The organism is Vitiosangium sp. GDMCC 1.1324 (assembly GCF_003044305.1).
Lineage (GTDB): Bacteria > Myxococcota > Myxococcia > Myxococcales > Myxococcaceae > Archangium.
Window position 1 is genome coordinate 133453 of the sequence record NZ_PZOX01000031.1, and the last position, 19236, is coordinate 152688.

The 19236-nt window shown below is 68.0% G+C and carries 15 protein-coding genes; 7 read left to right on the top strand and 8 right to left on the bottom strand.

Annotated elements, in window-relative coordinates; genetic code table 11:
* Positions 1 to 151: 151 nt before the first annotated feature.
* The gene (locus tag DAT35_RS51970; protein ID WP_108076932.1) at positions 152 to 619 is read right to left on the bottom strand and encodes a hypothetical protein; all 468 of its coding nucleotides are present in this window, start codon (positions 617 to 619) and stop codon (positions 152 to 154) included.
* A gap of 400 nt (positions 620 to 1019) precedes the next feature.
* Positions 1020 to 6119 (bottom strand): AAA family ATPase, encoded by a 5100-nt coding sequence (locus tag DAT35_RS51975; RefSeq protein WP_108076933.1) that lies wholly within the window; start codon positions 6117 to 6119, stop codon positions 1020 to 1022.
* Between the two features lie 209 nt (positions 6120 to 6328).
* Between DAT35_RS51975 and DAT35_RS59570 the strand changes: the two genes are divergently transcribed.
* The 3 genes from DAT35_RS59570 to DAT35_RS51985 all read left to right on the top strand — a co-directional run bounded on the left by DAT35_RS59570 (position 6329) and on the right by DAT35_RS51985 (position 8715).
* Complete coding sequence (locus DAT35_RS59570) at positions 6329 to 6490, top strand: hypothetical protein (protein WP_158502243.1); 162 nt, start codon at positions 6329 to 6331, stop codon at positions 6488 to 6490.
* A gap of 150 nt (positions 6491 to 6640) precedes the next feature.
* The gene (locus tag DAT35_RS51980; protein ID WP_108076934.1) at positions 6641 to 7660 is read left to right on the top strand and encodes an MvdC/MvdD family ATP grasp protein; all 1020 of its coding nucleotides are present in this window, start codon (positions 6641 to 6643) and stop codon (positions 7658 to 7660) included.
* On the top strand, positions 7657 to 8715 hold the full coding sequence (locus tag DAT35_RS51985; RefSeq protein WP_108076935.1) for a TIGR04500 family putative peptide maturation system protein: 1059 nt from the start codon (positions 7657 to 7659) through the stop codon (positions 8713 to 8715). Before DAT35_RS51980 ends, DAT35_RS51985 begins: the two co-directional genes overlap by 4 nt.
* Before the next feature lie 2 nt (positions 8716 to 8717).
* Here the strand turns inward: DAT35_RS51985 and DAT35_RS51990 are convergent, their stop codons facing one another.
* A complete protein-coding gene (locus DAT35_RS51990; protein ID WP_108076936.1) occupies positions 8718 to 9698 on the bottom strand; it encodes a magnesium transporter CorA family protein in 981 nt (326 codons plus the stop codon).
* Positions 9699 to 9871: 173 nt separating this feature from the next.
* Positions 9872 to 10765 carry a LysR family transcriptional regulator gene (locus DAT35_RS51995; RefSeq protein ID WP_108076957.1) on the bottom strand — a complete coding sequence of 298 codons (894 nt, stop codon included), beginning with the start codon at positions 10763 to 10765 and terminating at the stop codon, positions 9872 to 9874.
* Between the two features lie 145 nt (positions 10766 to 10910).
* Here DAT35_RS51995 and DAT35_RS52000 point away from each other — a divergent pair, with 145 nt between their 5' ends.
* A complete protein-coding gene (locus DAT35_RS52000) occupies positions 10911 to 11861 on the top strand; it encodes a DMT family transporter (RefSeq protein ID WP_199243262.1) in 951 nt (316 codons plus the stop codon).
* Here the strand turns inward: DAT35_RS52000 and DAT35_RS52005 are convergent.
* The 3 genes from DAT35_RS52005 to DAT35_RS52015 form a co-directional block, all read right to left on the bottom strand.
* Entirely contained in the window at positions 11854 to 12582 is a 729-nt protein-coding gene (locus DAT35_RS52005) for a hypothetical protein (RefSeq protein WP_108076938.1), read from the bottom strand. The genes DAT35_RS52000 and DAT35_RS52005 overlap by 8 nt on opposite strands.
* Positions 12583 to 12787: 205 nt before the next feature.
* Positions 12788 to 13801 (bottom strand): hypothetical protein, encoded by a 1014-nt coding sequence (locus tag DAT35_RS52010; protein WP_108076939.1) that lies wholly within the window; start codon positions 13799 to 13801, stop codon positions 12788 to 12790.
* A 153-nt stretch (positions 13802 to 13954) separates the two neighbouring features.
* Positions 13955 to 14290 (bottom strand): hypothetical protein, encoded by a 336-nt coding sequence (locus DAT35_RS52015; protein ID WP_146210229.1) that lies wholly within the window; start codon positions 14288 to 14290, stop codon positions 13955 to 13957.
* A 146-nt stretch (positions 14291 to 14436) separates the two neighbouring features.
* Between DAT35_RS52015 and DAT35_RS52020 the strand changes: the two genes are divergently transcribed.
* Complete coding sequence (locus DAT35_RS52020; RefSeq protein ID WP_108076941.1) at positions 14437 to 15489, top strand: rhomboid family intramembrane serine protease; 1053 nt, start codon at positions 14437 to 14439, stop codon at positions 15487 to 15489.
* Between the two features lie 47 nt (positions 15490 to 15536).
* On the opposite strand, the gene DAT35_RS52025 is transcribed toward DAT35_RS52020, so the two are convergent.
* Positions 15537 to 16484, bottom strand: coding sequence for an AraC family transcriptional regulator (locus DAT35_RS52025; protein ID WP_108076942.1), 948 nt, complete (start codon positions 16482 to 16484; stop codon positions 15537 to 15539).
* A 132-nt stretch (positions 16485 to 16616) separates the two neighbouring features.
* Between DAT35_RS52025 and DAT35_RS52030 the strand changes: the two genes are divergently transcribed.
* Positions 16617 to 17459 (top strand): SDR family oxidoreductase, encoded by an 843-nt coding sequence (locus DAT35_RS52030; protein ID WP_108076943.1) that lies wholly within the window; start codon positions 16617 to 16619, stop codon positions 17457 to 17459.
* 30 nt (positions 17460 to 17489) lie between these two features.
* Positions 17490 to 18926, top strand: a complete 1437-nt coding sequence (locus DAT35_RS52035) for an alpha/beta fold hydrolase (RefSeq protein WP_108076944.1) — start codon at positions 17490 to 17492, stop codon at positions 18924 to 18926.
* Positions 18927 to 19236 lie beyond the last annotated feature (310 nt).

Genomic DNA, 19236 nt, shown 5'->3' on the forward strand with positions numbered 1-19236 from the left:
GACAGCGACTCCGTGCCACCCCTGCTCGCTTGCCGATCGGCGGGTGGAACCGCCAGTCGCTCGGTTTACCCCTCAGCGCACCACGTGCTCGCGGTGCTTGCTCGGGTGGCGTACGTCACGGGAGTGGCGGCTCGGGTTCGGATTCCCCGGCTCAGTGCGCCGCTGCGAGCGACTGCTGCAGCTTCAAGCCGAGCGCGTCGATGTCCTGCTGGAACGACTCGGGCAGACCCTCAATGGCCTGGCAGAGGCCACGCACCTCCGTGTCGCCGATGGAGAAGCCGCCCTGCGGGCACTTCTTCAGATCGGCACGGAGGCTCACGGTGTTCCCGTTGGTGCTCGGGGCCACGGTGACGGTGTAGCGCCGGACGATGGTGGCCTGGACCTTACCGACGGAGCCGAAGAAGAAGGAGGTGTCCTGCCACCGCGTCTGGACGACGCCGAGCTTCTCGTCGACATTCACGGGCTCCTGTCCGCTCGCGGCGAGCGTCCGGGCCACCGTGCTGGTGGGCGATTCCGCCATCGAGCCGACGCTGAATTGATAGGGGCGCTGGACCTGCATGCAGCCCGTGACGGCGGTGAGGGAAACGAGGGTGAGCAAGCCAGACAGTCGAGGGTTCATGCATTCTCCAGTGGCGTTGGGTGGACTCCAGGTGCGGAATCCCCGCGCCAATATATCGCGCTTGACGCCGTCGGAAGAGCGGGGAACAGAACTGCAAGTATGAGAAACACTCCCCACTCAACAGGAGACCCATGAAGACTCAATACATAGCACTCGCAATGGTTGCACTGTTCTCTCTGCCAGCCCTGGCGGACGATGTGGACCCACGATGGGTAAAAGATGCCCTGGTCACAGGTCAGAAAGTATGTGCCAGCAAGAGAGGCCTCAAAAGGGTCATTCACTGGAACGCGGTGTTGCTGATTGATTTCTCAAAATGTATCTATTCTTCAAACGGCAACAATGCCAGGCGGTGCGAAAAACGCGCTTGCATTGGGAAGAGATTGTTTTCGCGAAATGGAGACTAAGCCGCCGGACGTGAGGGCGGGCCACCGCGTGGCAGCTCCACCACGAAGAGCGTGCCTTCCCCGGGGCGGCTCTCGACGGTGATGGTTCCTCCGTGGAGGTGGACCGTCTCGCGAGCAAGATAGAGGCCGAGCCCCATCCCACCGTAATGCTGTGTCGAAGCGGCCTGGCCGAAGCGCTCGAAGATGCGCGCCTGATCGGCCTGCTCGATGCCAATGCCCTGGTCCCGGACCTCGAGCCGCGCCCTGTCTCCCCGCGAGCGGAGGCGCAGGGTGATGGGACGTCCAGCGCCAAACTTCATCGCATTGTGGAGCAGATCGGTGACGAGCTGCTCCAGCCGGTCGTGGTCCCACCACCCCACCAGGGGCGCCTCGAGGTCGAGCTCCATCGGACACGGCGCGGCCCGCGGCTGGCTGGTCACCAGGTCCACCTGCTCTCGCACGAGCTCGGCCAGATCGACCTCCGTGAGCGCCAATTCGGGCGGGCTCGTGTGGACCCGCGAGACGTCGAGCATTTGCTGGGCTAGGTGCGCGAGCCGGCTCAGACGGCGATCGAAGGTCTTGAGCAGCTCCGGGAGGCGCGCGTCCGTGGGCTTCCCGGACCTGGCCGAGATGTGCCGGGCGAGCGCCTGCAGCTGGAGCTTCATGGCGGCGATGGGCGTCTTGAGCTCGTGGGAGGCGGACCGGAGGAAGTCGTCGCGCGTGCGAATGGCCTCCTGGGCGGTTTGATAGAGGCGCGCGTTCTCGAGCGAGATGGCGGCCTGCGCCGCCAGCACCTCCAGGGTGAACAGCCGCTGCGGGGTGAAGGCTCCCGTGAGCTGGCCGTTCTCGAGATGGAGCACGCCAATCAGCTTCGCCTGCCTCACAATGGGAAGGCAGAGCACCGAGCGCACGTGTCTCGAGGCGAAGCCCGGCTCGGAAGAGAAGGGGCCTGGCTGGGAGGCGTCATCGAGCAGGAGGGGCTGTCGCGTCTGCCGCACGTGCGTGAGGATGGAGTCCGGCACTTCGCTGGATGAGGCCTCGGGCCCGGTCTCGAGCGAGACCTGGGTGCCCGACCCGTTCATCCTCGCCCGGACGCGGACGAGGGGCTGCTCACCCTCGAGCATGAGCAACCAGCCGCGCTCCGCGCCGGCCTCCTCCAGCGCGCTGCGCATGAGCGCCTCCAGGAGGCGTGGCAGGACGATCTCCTGGGAGATGGCTTGTGAGGCGCGCACCAGGGCGCGCGTGTCGAGCCGGGCCGGCTCCACGTACTGGCCCTCCCAAGGCACACGCCCTCCCAGGCGCTCCTGGAGGGAGGGATAGAGTTGCTCGAGCTGGCGCACCTTGGCCTCGGCACCCCAGCGGTGATAGGCCCGCCAGGACTGCTCGAGGAAGGCCTCGCCGCTGATGCGCAACCCGCGCGAGAGCAGGAAGCGCGCGGCGAGCTCGGCCGCGAGCGCCGCGTACTGGGTGAAGCCACTGTCCCGTGCGGCCTGGAGCGCCTGCTCGTAGCGCAGCAGGGCATGCTCGGCCTGTCCACGTCGCCGCGCCAGCTCGGCGGCCACCAGCGCCTCGTGGGTGAGGAAGTTCTCCGGACAGACGGCCGCGACTTCCTGGAGGAAGGCGTGGTGCTTTTCGATCTCAGCCAGCCAGGCGGCCTGTGTCTCCGCGGGGGCCTCGTCCCAGTTGGCCGCCAGGGTGAGCGCTGCCGCGACGGCGAAATCGGCGTCCACGTGTTGTCCCCGGAGGTGGACGATGAGCCCGGCGGCCTGCCGGAGTCCGGCGAGCGCGGCGGCACGGTCGCCGAAGACCAGGTGGAGCTGCAGGCGCCGGAGCCAGTACCAGCACTGGGTCGCGGGCAATGCGCTGTGGCGCACCCGCTCGGCGAAGGCCTCGCTGGCGAACGGCTCTCCAGGAGAGGAAATGGGCTGGCCGCGCAGCTCCCCCATGTAGTGCCGATGCATGTCCACCACCTCGGCCAGGGGCTCGAACTGCACCCGGCGGCAGAAGTCGATGGTGGCCTGGGCCAGCCGCTCGACGTCTCCGAGCGGCTCTCCGGCGTCGAGCTTGATCGCCACGAGTTGATGGTGCCCCAGGGCGGCGAAGAGCAGGTCCCCACTGCGCTGACCGGAGAGGATGGTCCGCTCGAGATAGGGGTAGAGCGAGCGCAAGGGCTCGGTCCAGGGGAGGATGGCCCCTCCCACGACATTGCACACCTTGGCCTCGTAGGCGGCGAAGCCATGCTGCTCGACGAGCGCCAGGGCCAGGTGGCCGAAGCGCGCGCCCTCGGCATGGTGAGCGCGCTGCGAGACGAGCTCGAGCCCGTAGGCGGCGAAGCCCATGGCCGAGGGCGGCACGATGCCGAACTGGAGGGTGAGGATGACCATCTGACAGGCCACCAGGCGATGCAGGCGGACGTCGCTGAAGTAGGCCGTGGGCAGGAGGGCCGCCATGACACTCATGGCGGCCTCCATGTCGGGAGCCCTCATGGGAGTCAGGCTGGTCACCCGCTCAAGGGGACGCTCGGCCAGGAGCTGCTCGAGCGTCCGCTCGGCTGTCTCTACCTGCTCGGGCGACGGGTGATGGACGAGGACGATGCCATACTGCTCGAGGCAGGCGATGGCGCTGTCGATGGCCTGGACGGAGGCTCCGCGTGTGGTGTGGAGGGAGACCTGGAGCCGCAGGGCGCTCGCGCGCTCCGAGGGAGTCCTCGCTCGCGCCAGGAGGGCGGTGAGCTCGCGTTCGGCCTCCTCGAGCTCGCCCGCGCACATCCGGCACTCGGCCTCCTCCAGGGCGAGCTCCATGGCGAGGGCGTGCTGGTGCCGCCAGGGCTCGGGGGCGAGCAACGTCATGCCCGCGTCGAGGTAACGGAGGGCCTCGCGATAGGCGGAGGCGGCCTTGGCCCACCGGGCCGCGCGCAGGTTGAGCCGCGCGATGGCGAGCCGCTCGCCTTCCGATTCGAGCAGATGGGCGCCCCGGTCGAGCTGGTTCACCAGGACGAAAGTCTGCTCGGGCCCCAGGTCACCGGAGTGCCGTGCCAGCAGCCGGCGGCCGATGTTCAGGTGTGTCGCGGCGCGTGCCTCGGGGGCGAGCAGTGCATAGGCGGCCTGCTGGACGCGGTCATGCAGGAAGCGATAGCCGCGGTCGGCACGCAGCAGCAGCCCTTCGTGTACCGCCGCGTCCAGGGCCGTCCGGAGCGGCTCCTCGGACAGGCTGCTCGCCACCTGCAGGGTCTCCAGCTCGACGCTCGAGCCCAGACAGGCAGCGAGGACCAGCGTGTCGCGGATGAGGGCGGGCTGGCGCCGCAATCTGTCGATGACGAGGTCGACGGCGTCGTGGCTGAGCTCCAGGTCGCGGATGCGAAAGGCATCCCAGCGCCAGGCCGAGCGGCCCCAGTCGAAGACGAGGAGCCCCTCGCGTTGCAGCGCGGAGAGCATCTGCAGCGCGACGAAGGGATTGCCGTGGCTCTTGTCGTGCACGAGCTCCGCCAGCGGCGCCAGCGCCTGCTCCCGGGTCGCGAGCACCTCGGTGAGGAAGGGCACGAAGTCCTCGCGCGACAGGGGGGACAGGACCATCTCGGAAATGGGCGCCGCGGCCTTCTCGAGCTGCGCGAGGGTGAGCGCCAGTGGGGCGGAAGGATCCGGGTCGTGGTCGCGGCGGGTTCCGAGCAGGAGGAGGGGATACGGAGCCGGCTGGGTGAGCAGGTGCAGCAGGAGCCGGGCGCTGGCCGCATCGGCCCACTGCAGATCCTCGAGGTGGAGAACGAGCGGCCTCTCTTCGCACAGCACCCCCAGCAGCTGGCGGAAGGCGGTGGGGACGTGGAGTTGGGCCTCGGCGGACGAGAGCTCGGCCCCTCTCTTCGGCAGCGGGCCGCTCAGAAGGGTCAGCTCGGGTATCAGGTCGGCGATGAGCTGACCCCTCGTGCCGAGCGAGGACAGGAGCCGCTCGCGCCAGCGCGCCCGCTCGAAGACATCGCCAGCGGCCTGGCGGCGGAGAAAGGGCTGCAGCGCACGGGCGAAGGCGGCGTAGGGGGTGCCCAGCTGCTGCTCGAACTTGCCTTGCAGGAACAGGCCACCCTCGGCGTGGACGGTGCCCTCGAGCTGGGTGACCAGGAAGGACTTTCCGACTCCCGGCTCACCCGTGACGATGAGCAGCTCGGGCTTGCGCGTGGCCGCGACGCGCGCGAAGGCGGCATGAAGCTGCCGCAGCTCGGTGTCCCGGCCGTGGAGCAGCCGGGGCATGCCGAGCTGCCCGAGCGCATCCGCGGTGCCGAGCGGGAAGGGCTCGAGGTGATGGGTGGCCACCCATTGGGTCTGGCAGCGTGACAGATCGGCCAGCAGCCCCGCCGCGGTCTGGTAGCGCGCCTCGGGGGCCTTGGTCAGCAGGCGGAGCGTGAGCTGCGACAGTACGCCCGGCAACTCGGGCCGGAGCTCCGAGGGCGGCCGGGGCGTTCGGGCCAGGTGACAGTGGATCCACTCGAGGGGATCCTCGGCCTGGAAGGGCAGCTGGCCGGTGAAGAGCTGATAGAGCACGACACCGAGCGAATAGAGATCGGTGCGCGCGTCGATGGGACAGTCCATCCGTCCCGTCTGCTCGGGAGAGAGGTAGGGCAGGCTCCCGAGGAGCTGGTCGGGGGGTTGGGGCGAGGGGGGCTCGCACACGCCGCGACAGGCCAGGGCGAGGTCGAGTATCTGGACGCGTCCCGTCTCGGGATGGACGACGAGGTTCTCGGGGCGGATGTCCTTGTGGATCACCGCGTGCCCATGCAGGTTGGCGAGCGCCCCGGTGACGCCGATGGCAAGCGCGAGCGCCTGCCCGAGCTCCATGGGGGCGCCGAGCAGCTCGCTCAAGAGGCTCCCTCCCTCATCCTCGAAGACCAGTCCCATCTGGTCCCCGAAGGTCTCGAGGGCCAGCAGGGGCACGATGGCGGGAGTCTCGAGCGTACGGCTCAGCTCGAAGGCGTGACGCAGCTCGGCGGAATCGCGAGGCGAGGTGGGCCGCGAGCGAGGGAGCTTGACGAGGACGCGCCGCTGATCGGCCAGCCGGAGGCCCCGGTAGAAGACGACGCGCGAGTCCTGGCGAAGGCTCTGCGCGAACGTGTAGCCGGGGAATTGCTCCATGTTCTGAGAACCGCCGGGGGACGCTACTCCGTCGCTCGTTGATCCTGCAAACGAGGGAACCGGGGCCCTGTGGGCGAGCGCACGATCAGGAAAAAAACCTGGCTCCGTGACATCCGGAAACGGCCCTGTCCATCCGCAGGTAACGCGCGGTGACCGGGGCTCCCAGGTGGGAATTCCGGGAGCCGCACCATCCACACGAGGACAACGTCATGAAGAAGAATCAGCGCGCCCGCCTGCAGATGACCGACATCGAGCAGACCCACAAGAAGCTGGGCGAGCGGGAGCTCAGCGAAGTTGAGCTGAAGGTCGTCGCGGGCGGAATGGCGACCCAGGGTGGCACCTGCTCCACCTGTGGTGACTGCGACGAGTAAGCCCGCGCTTGCGGCACTCCCGCTGGGCCGCCAGGACGCAGACCAGGCGGCCGATGCACAGGCGGCGTAGAGAGGTCTCCGCCCGCTCCGGACCGATGGCACATGTCCGCCGGGCGGAGGCCTCCGCCGCATCCGTCCCCCCAACACGCCATGATCCTCATCCTGACCGAACCCAAGGACCTGCACGCCAACCTCGTCGAGGCCAGGCTGCGACAGCGCGGTGCCCGCATCTGCCGTTTCGACTGGAGCGAATTTCCCAGCACCGCGTCGCTGTCGCTCGAATACCGCGGAGGCCGCAAGCACGTCTGGTTGAAGCGGGGCGGCGAGAGGCTCGACCTGACCGCATGCACCGCGGGCTGGCTGCGCCGGCCGGGCAAGCCCCTCACCTCGGACCGCATTCCGGATCCCCTGCTCAGGCACTACGCCGAGGAAGAGTGCTTCCGCCTCGTCCAGGACACCTGGAACGCGCTGGACATCCCCTGGCTGCCCGGGCCCATCCACTCCATCCGGCGCGCCGACAACAAGCAACTCCAGCTCCAACTGGCCACCGCGCTCGGGCTCGGGATTCCGCCCACGCTCATCACCAGTGACCCCGACGAGTTCCTGGCCTTCTACCGCGAGCACGGTGGACGGCTCATCGACAAGTTCCCCAGCACCGTCATGGCCGCCAGCCAGCGCACCGGCGGCGCGCTGATGCGTTTCACCCAGGCCGTCACCACCCGCGACGTGGGCTATGCGCGGCGCCTGCGTCACAGCCCCATGCTGTTCCAGGCTCGGATTCCCAAGCGCTTCGAATTGCGCATCACCGTGGTGGGCGACCAGGTGCTCGCCGCGGAGATCCACTCCCAGGCCACCCGGCGCACCCAGCTCGACTGGCGTCACTATGACTGGGGGCACACCCCGTACCGCGTGCACCGTCTGCCGGATCCCATCCGCCGTGCGTGTCTGGAGCTGGTGTCTCGGCTGGGGCTGCGCTTCGGCGCCATCGACATGATCGTCACCCCCGACGACCGCTACGTCTTCCTGGAGATCAACCCCAACGGCCAGTGGATGTGGATCGAAGACGAGATCGGCCTGCCCATCGCCGAGGCCATCTGCGACACGCTCCTGAACCCCGCTGGCCACGCCCCCACCCCGCTCCCGCACGTCCCCCTGGAGGCCTGTCCATGACTGAGTCCCTGTCCGAAGCCGTTCGCGATGCGCTCGCGGTGCTGACGAAGTGGCGCGAGCAGCGCCTGCCCCCCGAGGAGACCCAGGAGTCCTTCCAGGCGCTGAAGGCGCGCTACCCGGCCCACTGGATGAACATGGTCTGGGAGCAGGAGACCTACGGCGGCACGGTCCACTACGACATCCTCGTCGCCGGCGAGGCGGGTACGTACTCGCTGAGCTACTGCGCGGACGAGGAGATTCCCTGGCCGGCCCGAGGGCTCCAACGCGTCAACGAGTCGCTCGTCCTGCGCGTCAACGACGATCCGGTGTTCATCACCCAGGTCATCACCTCGCTGGACCATGCCTGGAGCACGCTGCACCTCGGCCGGCACCTCATCAACATGAGCCTCATCGACCAGGAGATCCGCGACAGCGGGCTGGTGGTGACGGACGAGGAGCTCGCCGGGGCGTTGCTCGACTTCCGGCGCAAGCGGCGGCTCTTCAGCGTGGAGCAGGTCGAGCACTGGATGGCCGAACACGGCACCACCCAGGTGCAGCTCGAGCAGCACCTGCGCGAGGACGTGGCGCGCGAGAAGCTGCGGCGCAAGGTGGCCGCGGGCCGCGAGGAGGACTGGTTCCAGCGTCACCGCGCCGATTTCGAGCGCGTCCAGGTCGCCCGGCTGCGGGTCTCCGACAGGGACGAGGCCTGGCGGCTGTACGAGCGGCTGATCGAGACCCCCGAGCGGTTCCTCGAGGTCGCCCAGGTGGACTTCCTGGAGCGGGGCGGCTCGGGCGAGCTGTTCGCCACGCTGCGGCGGGGGGAGCTCGAGCCCGAACAGGCCGAGCGCCTCTTCTCGACCGAGCCGGGGCGGCTCTCGGAGCCCGTTCCCAGCGGCAAGGGCTACGAGCTGGTGCGCGTGTTGCGCTTCCTCCCCGCCCGGTTCGACGAGGCCACTCGTGAACAGGTCCGGGACGTGCTCTTCGAGGAGTGGCTCACCGAGGGACGGCGCCGGGCCCGTGTCGAGTGGTTCTGGGGCGCCGCCGAGGCCGCGGAGCTGCCCGCCACCTCCCTGTGACGCTACCACCATCCTTTGCGCCTGACCCAGACGAGCAGGGCGGTGGACATCGCCAGCATGACCGCCAGCGCCATCATCAGGAATCCGAAATGGGAGCGCTCGCTGACGATGACATTCATCCCGAGGATCGACGACAAGGCGGTGATCGGCAGGGTGATCGCGGCGATGACGGTCAGCCGTTCGGCGGCGATGGTCATCTTGGTGTTGGTGCGCGCCTGGTAGAACTCGATGGTTCCCTGGAGATAATCCTTCTGCGCGTCGGCCATGGCGCGCAGGCGATCGAACTGATCGACGATGTCCTCGACATACGACTGGCCCGTGTCACGGAAGACCGCGATGGTGGCCATCCGCCCGTAGACTTCCCGGCTGAGCGCGCACATCGTTCGGGCGCTCAGCAGGCCGTGGCGGGTCCTGAACATCTCTTCGAGGAACTCCTCGGGATCTTCGAGCTGCCCCGCCGTGACCCGCTGCTCCAGCGACCAGACTTCACGGGTGAGCGCCGCCGTGTGGTTGCGCAGCCGGGCCGTCAGCGCGGAGACGATGGCGTGCGACAGCCGCTGCGGGGAGGTCGGGCGCAGACGGCCCGATTCGATGCGCGCCAGCACGGCCCGGACCTCGATCATGGCGGCGTCGGGGCTGACTGCCGGGTTCAGCGGACCGTGGACGGTGATGAGATAGTTGCGGCCGATGAACTGGTCGAGCTCGACGTAGTGCACATGTCCCCTCGCTCCCAACTCGGGAGCATGCAGGACGACGAACACGTGGTCGGCATACACGTGCACCTTGGGAACCGTGTTGCGCTCCCGGCAGTCACGAACGGCCAACGGGTGGAGCTTGAACACATCGGTCAGGACCCGCTCCGCTTCTGCATCCCAGGTGGGAATGTCCACCCAGACCAACCCGTCGTCGCGGCCGAGCAGGGCGGCAAGCTCGTCAGGCGAGTGCGGCGTGACGGTTGTAGGAGACAGAAACCTGATGTCCAATCCGAGTTCCTCCTCCGGTGGCGTGACGCCGCTCCAGCGAGAGATAACACGCGGGGATCGGTCAGACCCAACCGTGGAGTCCGCCCCGCGACCCGAGGTGTCCTGCGCCAACAGTTGGCACGAGCAAGGGTGGGGCGGCGGGTGGACTGCCGCGTGAGGGAGGCTGGCACCTCCTACCGGAACGTATTCCGCCGGCTGACTTCCCGGGCGACCTCCAGCAGGGCACGTGCCGCCGGGGTGGCCTGCCGCAGGTCGTGTGTCGCCAATCCCACGCGGCGCTTCACCGCCGGCCGCAACGGAATCGCCGCCAGGCCCGGGTGCGTGGTGGCGACGTTGCTCGGCAGGGCGAGCTCGGCGACCACCGCGACGCCGTCCCCGCGCTCGACCATCCCGAGCATCGTCATCACCTGGGCCACCCGGTAGCGTACCCGGGGGGCCAGCTGTGCCGACGCGAACAGTGGTTCGATCAGGGGACCGCAACCGGCTCCGCTCATGATGAACGGTGCGTCGCACAGGCTGTCCAGCGGCACCGCGGACTTCTTCGCCAGCGTGTTGCCGCGCGGCACCAGCGCCATCATTTGGTCCTCCACCAGCTCGACCGTGTCGAAGCGCTCGTCCGGCAGCACCACGAAGCCGACGTCGACGCGCCGCTCCTGCAGCCACTGCACGACCTCGGCATCGTCGCTCTCGTCGACCCTCACCTCGATGTCGGGATAGGCCCGGGTATAGGCGTCGAGAATCGCCGGTAGCAGCCTCAGCGACGACGTCGGGCCGAATGAGCCGATGCGCAAGGAGCCGCGCTTGAGGCCGCGTGCGTCCGCGACCTCCTGACGCATCGCCTCCGCCAGGCCGATGATTTCGCGCGCGCGCGTCAGCAGCTGGCGGCCGATCTCGGTGACCTCCACGCTGGCCTTGTTGCGCTCGAGCAGGTCGACGCCCAGCTCCTGTTCCAGCGATTTGATCGCATGCGATACCGCCGACTGGCTGATCGACAGTTGCAGCGCGGCCGCGGTGAAGCCGCGCAGCTCCACTACCAGGGAGAAGATCTCGAGCTGGGTGAAGGTCATGCCTCCCACCGGTTCATGCGGCTCATGAGCATTTACTCATTTTTCCATGAAGTGCCATGACCTTCAATATGTGCAGGTCCGGACGTCACGAGATGCCCGCGAACCGCACCAGGGACCTGCCATGACCCCTTCCTCGTCGCCCTCCATGAAGTCGATGCTCCCGCTGGAGCAACCTCTACTCGCGCTGCCGGTCCGTCCGTGGGTCTACGTCAAGCTGGTCTTCGTGGCCGTCTTCTGGGGCGGAACCTTCATCGCCGGGCGCATCCTCGCGCAGGCGGTTCCGCTGATGACGGCGGCAACCGGACGCTTCGCCATCGCGGTCGCGCTGCTGCTGGTGCTCGCGTGGAGGCTGGAGGGTGGCCTGCCGCGCCTCACCCGTTCCCAGTTGTTCGCCACCGCCGGCCTCGGCCTGACCGGCATCTTCCTCTACAACGTGTGTTTCTTCGGCGCGCTCTCACGCATGCCGGCGGGGCGTACGGCGCTGTTCATCGCGCTGAACCCCATTGTCACCGCCCTGGCCTCGGCCGTGGTGCTGCGTGAGCGCCTGAGTGCCTCCAGGTGGCTGGGCATCGCGATCGCCTTCCTCGGCGCGGCGGTGGTGATCACGCGGGGTGACCCGGTGGCCGCGCTGCACGACCTCAGCCAGTCGATCGGCCTGGGCGAGCTCCTGATGCTCTGCGGCATCTCCTGCTGGGCGGCCTACACCATCATCGGGCGCTTCGCGCTCAGGGGTCTGACGCCCATTGCCGCCACCACGTACTCGGGCATGTGGGGACTGGCGTTCCTCGCGTGCGGCGCGGCGCTCGAGTTCCCCTCGCTCGACGGGTCCAGGTTCACCTGGCAGGTGTGGCTATCGATGGCCTACCTGGGTGTCTTCGGGACCGTGCTCGGCTTCGTCTGGTACAACGAAGGCGTCAAGGCGATCGGACCGTCGCGCACCGCCATCTTCAACAACCTGGTGCCGGGGTTCGGCGTCGTGTTCGCCGCGGCCATTCTCGGCGAACCAGTCCTGGTCTCGATGGTGGTGGGCGGCGTGCTGGCTCTCGCCGGGGTGACGCTGACCAACCGGGCCCGGCAGGTGGGGCGGGCTACTTGACGGGGCCTTGGGGCACGGACGATGGCCCCTGAGTCCCGCTGCCTCCGTAGCCCTGGGTCTGGTCGCGCAGCTGCTGCCACTGGGCCTGGGCCAGCCGCTCCTTCTGGAGATGGGCGTCCACTTCCCGCTGGGCTTCAGCGGCCTTGCTTTTCGCATCCGCGACCGCCTTGGCGAAGTCCGCGCCAGAGAGCTGCTGCGCCCGGAGATCACCACTGCGCTGAAGGGCCAGGTACTGCTGTTGGGCAAGCTCCGCGTCGGCCACCGCCAGCTCGCGAGCCCTCATCCGCTCGAGTGCTTCCAGGGTCGACACCGCCTGATCGCGGAAGCCGACCTCGGCCTGGGCCACGGAGGACTCCTGGTCCGCTCTTCGCACATACTCCTGCGCCTGGGCGATGTCCGTGCTCTGCCCCTTGGAACGGGCCCCCGCCATCGCGACCTCGCTCGCCTTCTTGTGGGCACGCGCCGCCTCCTCGTTGCGACGGGCGATCTCCTGTGCGTGCTTCGCGTCCTGGATGGCCACCTTGGCGCGTGTCACCTCGTCGGTGGCCTTCTTCTGGACGAGCTGCGCCTGCCTCACGCCCTCCAACTGCGCCTCGGGGACGCGCGCCAACCACTCCTCGTTCACCCTCGCGCTGGAGCGGGTCGAGCTACAACCTCCCAGTCCCAACAGGACCGCTCCGGAAATTCCCACGAGAACACGACGCCAGCTCGCCTGGACCATGCCTTCCTCCTGTGCGGCATTGCCTGTGAACACGGTAGGCACGCACGGGAAGCTCGGCAGACGACGGCTCGGGCCAGGATGCTCCGAGCCGATGCCGGCTCGATCGCCGCGGCGCCGAGCGAGCTCGACCTGGAGAGCCTCACCCACTGACGAGACCACCGGACTCCGGGGGAGGGAGGTCACCTCGCCCCGGAGCGCGGTGAGCTCACTCGGCCCAGTAGGTATCGGTCATCACGCTGAAGCCGTTCACGGTGTCAACGAAGATGGCGGCGTTGTGCCCGCTCCAGGGGTCATTCGCGTAGCTGAAGTAGCACCCCTTGAACGAGCGCCCCGCGCTCAGCGCGTCGAGGTTCGCCAGGCCGGCGGAGATCACGCTGCTGGAGATCTGATTGTTCCGGTTGGCGGTGGACACCGTGCTCACGATCTCGGCGCGCACCTCGGCGGCGTCGGCCGGGTACGGCCGGACGGTCGCGCCAGACGGGACGCTGCTCGGCTCGAGCCCGAAGCACTCCAGCGAGCCGTGGTAGCTGCCGTTGCCCGTCACGACCTGCCACCAGTCGAAGTGGCGGGCCATGCTCGCGCCGTAGGTACCACCCTGCGGCACCGCGTTCACCGCGGTGATGAGTGCCTCGAGGGGCCGGCTCAGCGTGGCCGAGTTCCGGATGTTCCGGAGGCTCACATCGCCAATCCCCGCGACATTGGAGATGGCCTGGACCGACGTGAACGGGCGCTGGTTGAGGAGGTTCACGGCGCCATTCCACGCGTCCGGCAGGACGTCATGCAGCTCGGAGTCGGCGATGGTGTTCACCAGCGACACGATGGCGGCGGCGTCATCGGTGGAGACCGCGAGGCCGTCCAGGATGCCGACGCAGCTGGAGCCGATGAAACCCTCGGTCCGGGCACCGCCCGCGAGCTGCTCGAGACGGGCCGGGCCGACCAGCGGGACCGAGGAGATGTCCGCCAGCGACACGAACGGCGACGACGCGCGCCGGTTGACGAGGTTGGTGGCGACGTTGCTCGGCAGGTACGCGTCCAGCTTCTGGAACGACGCCGTATTCACGAAGGTGAGGATGCCCTGACACTCCGGGGCCACGTCCATGTTCGTGGTGGTGAGCGGCGCCTGCTGCTGCTCGATGGACTTGGAGGACGGCTCGAGTTCACTACCACCACAACCGGCGAACAGACTCACGGCAAGAACGGCTTGGCCGATACGACGCATCTGGGGACTCCTTCTGGGGGGGATACAACGAAGGGAGGCAGCCCATATACCAGACCCATCTGACGCGCCGTCACATCCCTGTCTCTTCAGCCTGATTGGAATCCGCGTCAGCGCGGCGCCGAGTAGTCCATGGAGCCCTTGGTGGCACCCGGCTCACAGCACGAGCCAGGCCGTCAATGCCAACGGCAGGCAGCCCGTGACGATGAAGAGGAGGGTGGTGGTGAGAAGGCGCCGCGGGAAGGACTTCAGGGTGGAGTTTCCGGCACGCCAGGTCCACCAGAGCGCTGCGAGCCCCATCGCACACGTGGACAGGCCCAGGAAGGCCTCGATCATGGCAGCCCCGAGCTCCAAGGGATTTTCGGACAAGCCTGACGTCAACGTCCTGCGTCCCACTCGGAACAGCCAGATGCCGCAGGCCATGTCGGCCAGTGCCACCAGCACGAGCGGAACACGGTACAACCCGGGATGCTTCGTGATGGAAGCGGACACTCGATCAACAATGCTCATCGCCACGAACGTCGCACGAGGACGCCACGGCACGGGAGCGATATCGGACAGGGCATGAGGATGAAGCGGCGGGGCTGGACCGCGATTCCGACTTGTTCAGCGCTCCATCCGGATGGATTCTCCGGGCAATGAGTCATTGTCCCGACGACGGCAAGCCCCTGGTCGCCAGAGGCGCCGAGCTCTCCTGCCCCGGGTGCGGTGGTAGCTGTCTCTCCCTCGCGGAGCTCGAAAAGGCCGCACCGGGTGTCCGCGAGCAACTGGGAGTGGAGACGCGCGAGACGAGCGGCGCGTTCACCCGTACCCGGCTGTGCCCCGGGTGCGGCGCCGTCATGGCGCCCCTTCGGATGGCCAGGCTCGAGGCCTGGCTCGAGCACTGCACGGCATGCGAGCTCTACTGGGCCGATCGGCAGGACCGACGCACACTCCAGATGCTCTCCAAGCGCGAGGCGCGGCGGTCCGTCGTCGCCAGCATGCCGGAGAAGGAGCGCCAGGAGCTTGCCCGCGAGCTCGCGGTGGTGCCCGAGACCGGGCCGTCGCTCTCGCCAGTGCATACCACCCTGGCGATGCTCGGGTTGCCGGTGGTGACTCGGACCGAGGGCGGACGGACGCCGGTCCTGACCTGGGCGCTCGCGGTGGTGCTGGTCGCCATCTTTCTCTACGGCCGTGGGGATCCTTCCTTCCTTTCCGAGATGGGCTTCCATAGCGACGAGCCGAGCGTGCTCGCCGCCCTCACCGCGAACCTGGTTCACTTCGGTTGGCTGCACCTGCTCGGGAACGTCTACTTCCTCATCGCGTTCGGAGACGGCGTGGAGCAGAAGATGTCACGGCCGATGATGTTGGGCGCGTTCGTACTGGGCGGAGCCGTGGCGACCGCGGTGGACGGACTCCTGAGCACGCACCCCACGCTGACGGCCGGCTCGAGCGCCGGTGTGGCCGTGGTGATGGGGGCCTGTTTCGTCCTCCAGCCCAGGGCCAGGGTGGTGATTCGCATGGTGATCCAGGTGCCGATCTGGGCCTTCGCCGTGATGGAATCCGGATTCCAGCTCTTGATGATGCTCCTCGATGTGGAAGGGGTCGCCTGGGCTGCCCATCTGGCGGGCCTGGTCATCGGCATCTGGCTTGGTGTGGTGCTGCGCTGGGGACGCGGTAAACCCCAGCCCGGGCCCGCTGCCGCCCGGTAGCTTCCCCGCTCCGTGCCGGTCCGCAGTACTCACGGAGGCCGGCCCTCCTATGCGTTCTGGCTCGCCGGGCTGGGTTTGTGGCGGAGTTGACGACGGTACGCTCCGGGGGTCTTGCCGACGTGCCGTTTGAAGGCCTTGCCGAAGGCGCTGTCGGTTTCGTAACCCACGGCCTCAGCGATGGCGGTCATGGATTCATCGCTCTCCGTCATCATCTGCATGGCCGTGTGCATCCGCCAGCGCGTGAGGTAGTTCAGGGGGCTCTCTCCAATGACGCTTTGGAAGCGGGCCGCGAACATCGAGCGCGACATGCTGGCGACCTTCGCCATGGCTTCCACCGTCCACGGATGCTTGGGCCTCTCGTGCAACTGCTGAAGGACTGGTCCCAGTTGAGGGTGCTCCAGCGCTCGAAGCCATCCGCCCTGGTCCTCGGGTAGCGTTTCGACGTAGGTCCGCAGCGCGTGGATGAACAAGACGTCGGCCAGCCGGGTGGCGACGATCTCGTGCCCGGGCCGTCCCGCCTCCATCTCCGCTGCGACGAGTTGGACGGTGGATTCCACCCAACGCGACGAGACGATCCCATCTCCCTTGACGTGCAGCACCCGAGGCAGGCCCGCGAGCACGGGGTTGAGCCACGTCCCCTTGAACCCGAAGCTGAAGGAGATGAGCGTCGTCTGCGTCCCGTCCCCGCCGTAGCGCAGGACGCCTCCGCAGCTGCCGCCGTGGGCCGCGTAGATCTCCGGCAGGGGATACGGGCGTGTCTTGGGTGAGTCCCTCAAGACATGGGGCGTGCCACCCAGGATGAAGACCCAGTCGCCCGCGGCCAGTGCGATGCGCTTTCCCTCGATCTCCAGCCAACAGCCTCCGCGAGAGATCGCATGGAAGAATCCCGGATGTCCGAGGTCGAGCTTGAGCCCCCACGGCGCGCTCAGCTCCAGCCGGCCATAGACCTCGGTCTTCAGCTGAAGGCTGCGCAGCGATTCCGCCAGAACGTCCATCCGTTCCTCCCGATCAGACGATCGAACCAGAAAATCAGAGGATTGCACATGGAACGTCCAAATTCACGGGCCTAGACATGGGGCACAAACAAGGAAGGACGTGCCGGCATCGGCGGCAAGAGGGAGCGAGCGATGATCGTTGTGACCGGAGCAACCGGAAGCGTTGGAAGCGCACTGTTGAAGCAGCTCAAGGAGGCTGGAGTCGCAGCGCGGGCCGTGACTCGCGACGCGAAGCGGGCGGCCGTGCCGGTGGGGGTCGAGGTCGCCGAGGGCGATCTGACGAAGCCGGAGTCGCTCGAGAATGCGTTTTCGGGGGCCAGCGCGTTGTTCCTGCTGATGACCGCCGGAGATGTGGCCAACCGCGTGGACCTGGCCGCCGTCGTGGGCCTGGCGCGCCGCGCGGGCGTGAAACGGGTCGTGCTGGTGTCATCCCTGCTGGCGCAGACTCATCCGGACTCGTTCCCGGGCCGGAGCAGCTTGCAGGGTGAGCAGATCGTCCGGGACAGCGGCCTCGCCTGGACCCTCTTGCGGCCGTGGGAGTTCGCCTCGAACGTGCTGGCCTGGGCGCCCGCGATCCGTGCCGAGGGGATCGTGCGCGTGCTCACGTCCGGCCTGCCGTCTCCTGCCATCCATCCCGCCGACATCGCCTCGGTCGCGTTCCGGGTGCTTACGGAAGATGGTCACGAGGGGGCGATCTACCCGCTGACGGGGCCGCAGGGCCTGACGCCGCAAGACAAGGTCCGGGCCATCGGAGCGGCGATGGGCCGCGAGCCCTCGTTCGTGGAACAGGATGACCCGCGGGCGCTCGAGCAGCTCGCACGGCAGGCGCCGGACGAGGTGTCCGCGAAGTTGATGATTCCGGGCGTGTGCGGCCTCGAAAGTCCAGGCCCCCTCTCCACCGTGGAGCTGCTCACGGGTGTTCCGGCCCGGACCTTCCAACAGTGGGCACACGACAACGTCAACGCGTTCCGCTGAGCGCGACTTCGTTACGCCAAGGAGCAATCCATGTCTGCCTTTTCCGCAACTCCCTCCGCCACGAAGGCGGCTCCGTGGTCGCGCGCAGCGATTCTCCGCGCGCTCTGGTCCGGGTGGGCCGCCTCCGTTTCCGTCGTGGTGCTGGCCACGATCGCCGTCCTCGCAACGCCGCACGCTCGCGGCATCGCGTTCTTCCCGGCGCTTCGCTACGCGGTCGTCACGCCCGTATGCGTTGCCGTCGCGGTCGCGTCGGCATTTCTGTACCGCGTCCTCGCCGAGCGTTCCGCTCGCCCTCGCGTGACTTTGGCGGCAGCGCTCGTCGGGCTCGCGCTGGTCGTCCTTGTTGGGATGGCGGTAGCCGGACCTCCTGGCCTCGCTGCCGCGGCCTTCCCAGCCCTGCTTGGTGCCAGTGTTGCGTTGGTCTTGCTCATCCCGCGCTTCGTCGATCGCCCGCGACGCTCGCGCGTAGGCACCTTCGCGATCGTTGCCTTCGGCGTGCTTGAAATCATCGGTGTCGTTGGGGCGCTCTCGAGTGAACGCGCCGCCCCGCGCGGCCCGCAGGGTCTTGCGTTCGAGATCCCTCGCGCGATGTTCGACGCCGACCACAAGTTCGTCGATCTCCCGAGTGGAGCTCGCGTCCACTACGTGGATGAAGGTGAGGGGGAGACACTTCTCTTCTTGCACGGCAACCCGGCGTGGTCGTTCCAGTGGCGCGACCTCATTCGCGGGCTTCGGGGCTCGTACCGCTGCATCGCGCTCGACTACCCTGGCTTCGGCTTGTCCGAGGCACCCCCCGGTTTTGGCTTTACTCCTCGCGAGGAGAGCCTCGTCGTCGAGGAATTCGTCGAGCGCCTGGGGCTTCGCGACGTGACGTTGGTCATGCAGGACTGGGGTGGGCCCATCGGTCTCGGATTCGCTGGGCGCCGTCCGGAACTCGTGCGCCGCGTGGTTCTTGGGAGCACGTGGGCATGGCCGACAAACACGAGCGTACCGCGCGGCAAATTCTCGGTCATCGCGGGCGGACCCGTCGGCGAGTTCGTGCAGGTGAACTTCAACGGCTTCGCCGCGTTCGGGCTCAAGAACGGAGTCGTGCGCGAGTTCCCTTCCAATGTCCTCGATGTCTACCTGCGACCCTTTCTTCCACTGGAGCGTCGCGGCATCGCGGCGTTCTACCCGGGGCAGATCACCGCCGCGACCGAGTACTTCGCGGAGGTCGAAGCTGGCCTGTCTCGCCTGGCCGACAAGAAGGCGCTCATCTTCTGGGCGCTCCAGGACCTTGGGTTTCCCCGGGCCGATCTCGAGCGGTTCGAAAAGACCTTCCCGAACCACAAGACGATCGAGTTCCCCAATGCGAACCACTTCTTCTTCGAGGACACCGCGGAGCAGATGATCCCGGAGATCCGTGCGTTCGTGTCGTCGGACCCGGGACGGGCAACTGTGCCCAACGCCGCCGGTGCCGTTCGGTGAGGTGGAGCACCAGAGCCGGCCTGCTCCTCACGCCGCCGCGGCTCAGGCCGAGACGGCCTTCCTTACGGCCGGACGCTGGGTGTGGCGCTTGACGTACTCCACCAGCCGGGGATTCCCCTCGAGCAGCGTCAGGTGAAATGGCCTGCACGGCGGGCGGTGGTCTGGAACGGTCGCTCGCACCTGCTAAGTAGGTAGGCAAAAGTTCCTGACACAATAGCGCGGCGGGGCCTACGGTGTGCCGATGAGGAAGGCACTGGGCCCCGCCCAGCGGGGGCTGACCAGGTACGACCGCGTCCGGCTCCAGCGAGCA

What these genes read in the sequence shown, in the direction of transcription:
- DAT35_RS51970 (WP_108076932.1), bottom strand. Translation starts at nt 619, where the DNA reads ATGAACCCTCGACTGTCTGGCTTGCTCACCCTCGTTTCCCTCACCGCC.
- DAT35_RS51975 (WP_108076933.1), bottom strand. Translation starts at nt 6,119, where the DNA reads ATGGAGCAATTCCCCGGCTACACGTTCGCGCAGAGCCTTCGCCAGGAC.
- DAT35_RS59570 (WP_158502243.1), top strand. Translation starts at nt 6,329, where the DNA reads ATGAAGAAGAATCAGCGCGCCCGCCTGCAGATGACCGACATCGAGCAG.
- DAT35_RS51980 (WP_108076934.1), top strand. Translation starts at nt 6,641, where the DNA reads ATGATCCTCATCCTGACCGAACCCAAGGACCTGCACGCCAACCTCGTC.
- DAT35_RS51985 (WP_108076935.1), top strand. Translation starts at nt 7,657, where the DNA reads ATGACTGAGTCCCTGTCCGAAGCCGTTCGCGATGCGCTCGCGGTGCTG.
- DAT35_RS51995 (WP_108076957.1), bottom strand. Translation starts at nt 10,765, where the DNA reads ATGACCTTCACCCAGCTCGAGATCTTCTCCCTGGTAGTGGAGCTGCGC.
- DAT35_RS52000 (WP_199243262.1), top strand. Translation starts at nt 10,911, where the DNA reads ATGAAGTCGATGCTCCCGCTGGAGCAACCTCTACTCGCGCTGCCGGTC.
- DAT35_RS52005 (WP_108076938.1), bottom strand. Translation starts at nt 12,582, where the DNA reads ATGGTCCAGGCGAGCTGGCGTCGTGTTCTCGTGGGAATTTCCGGAGCG.
- DAT35_RS52010 (WP_108076939.1), bottom strand. Translation starts at nt 13,801, where the DNA reads ATGCGTCGTATCGGCCAAGCCGTTCTTGCCGTGAGTCTGTTCGCCGGT.
- DAT35_RS52020 (WP_108076941.1), top strand. Translation starts at nt 14,437, where the DNA reads ATGAGTCATTGTCCCGACGACGGCAAGCCCCTGGTCGCCAGAGGCGCC.
- DAT35_RS52025 (WP_108076942.1), bottom strand. Translation starts at nt 16,484, where the DNA reads ATGGACGTTCTGGCGGAATCGCTGCGCAGCCTTCAGCTGAAGACCGAG.
- DAT35_RS52030 (WP_108076943.1), top strand. Translation starts at nt 16,617, where the DNA reads ATGATCGTTGTGACCGGAGCAACCGGAAGCGTTGGAAGCGCACTGTTG.
- DAT35_RS52035 (WP_108076944.1), top strand. Translation starts at nt 17,490, where the DNA reads ATGTCTGCCTTTTCCGCAACTCCCTCCGCCACGAAGGCGGCTCCGTGG.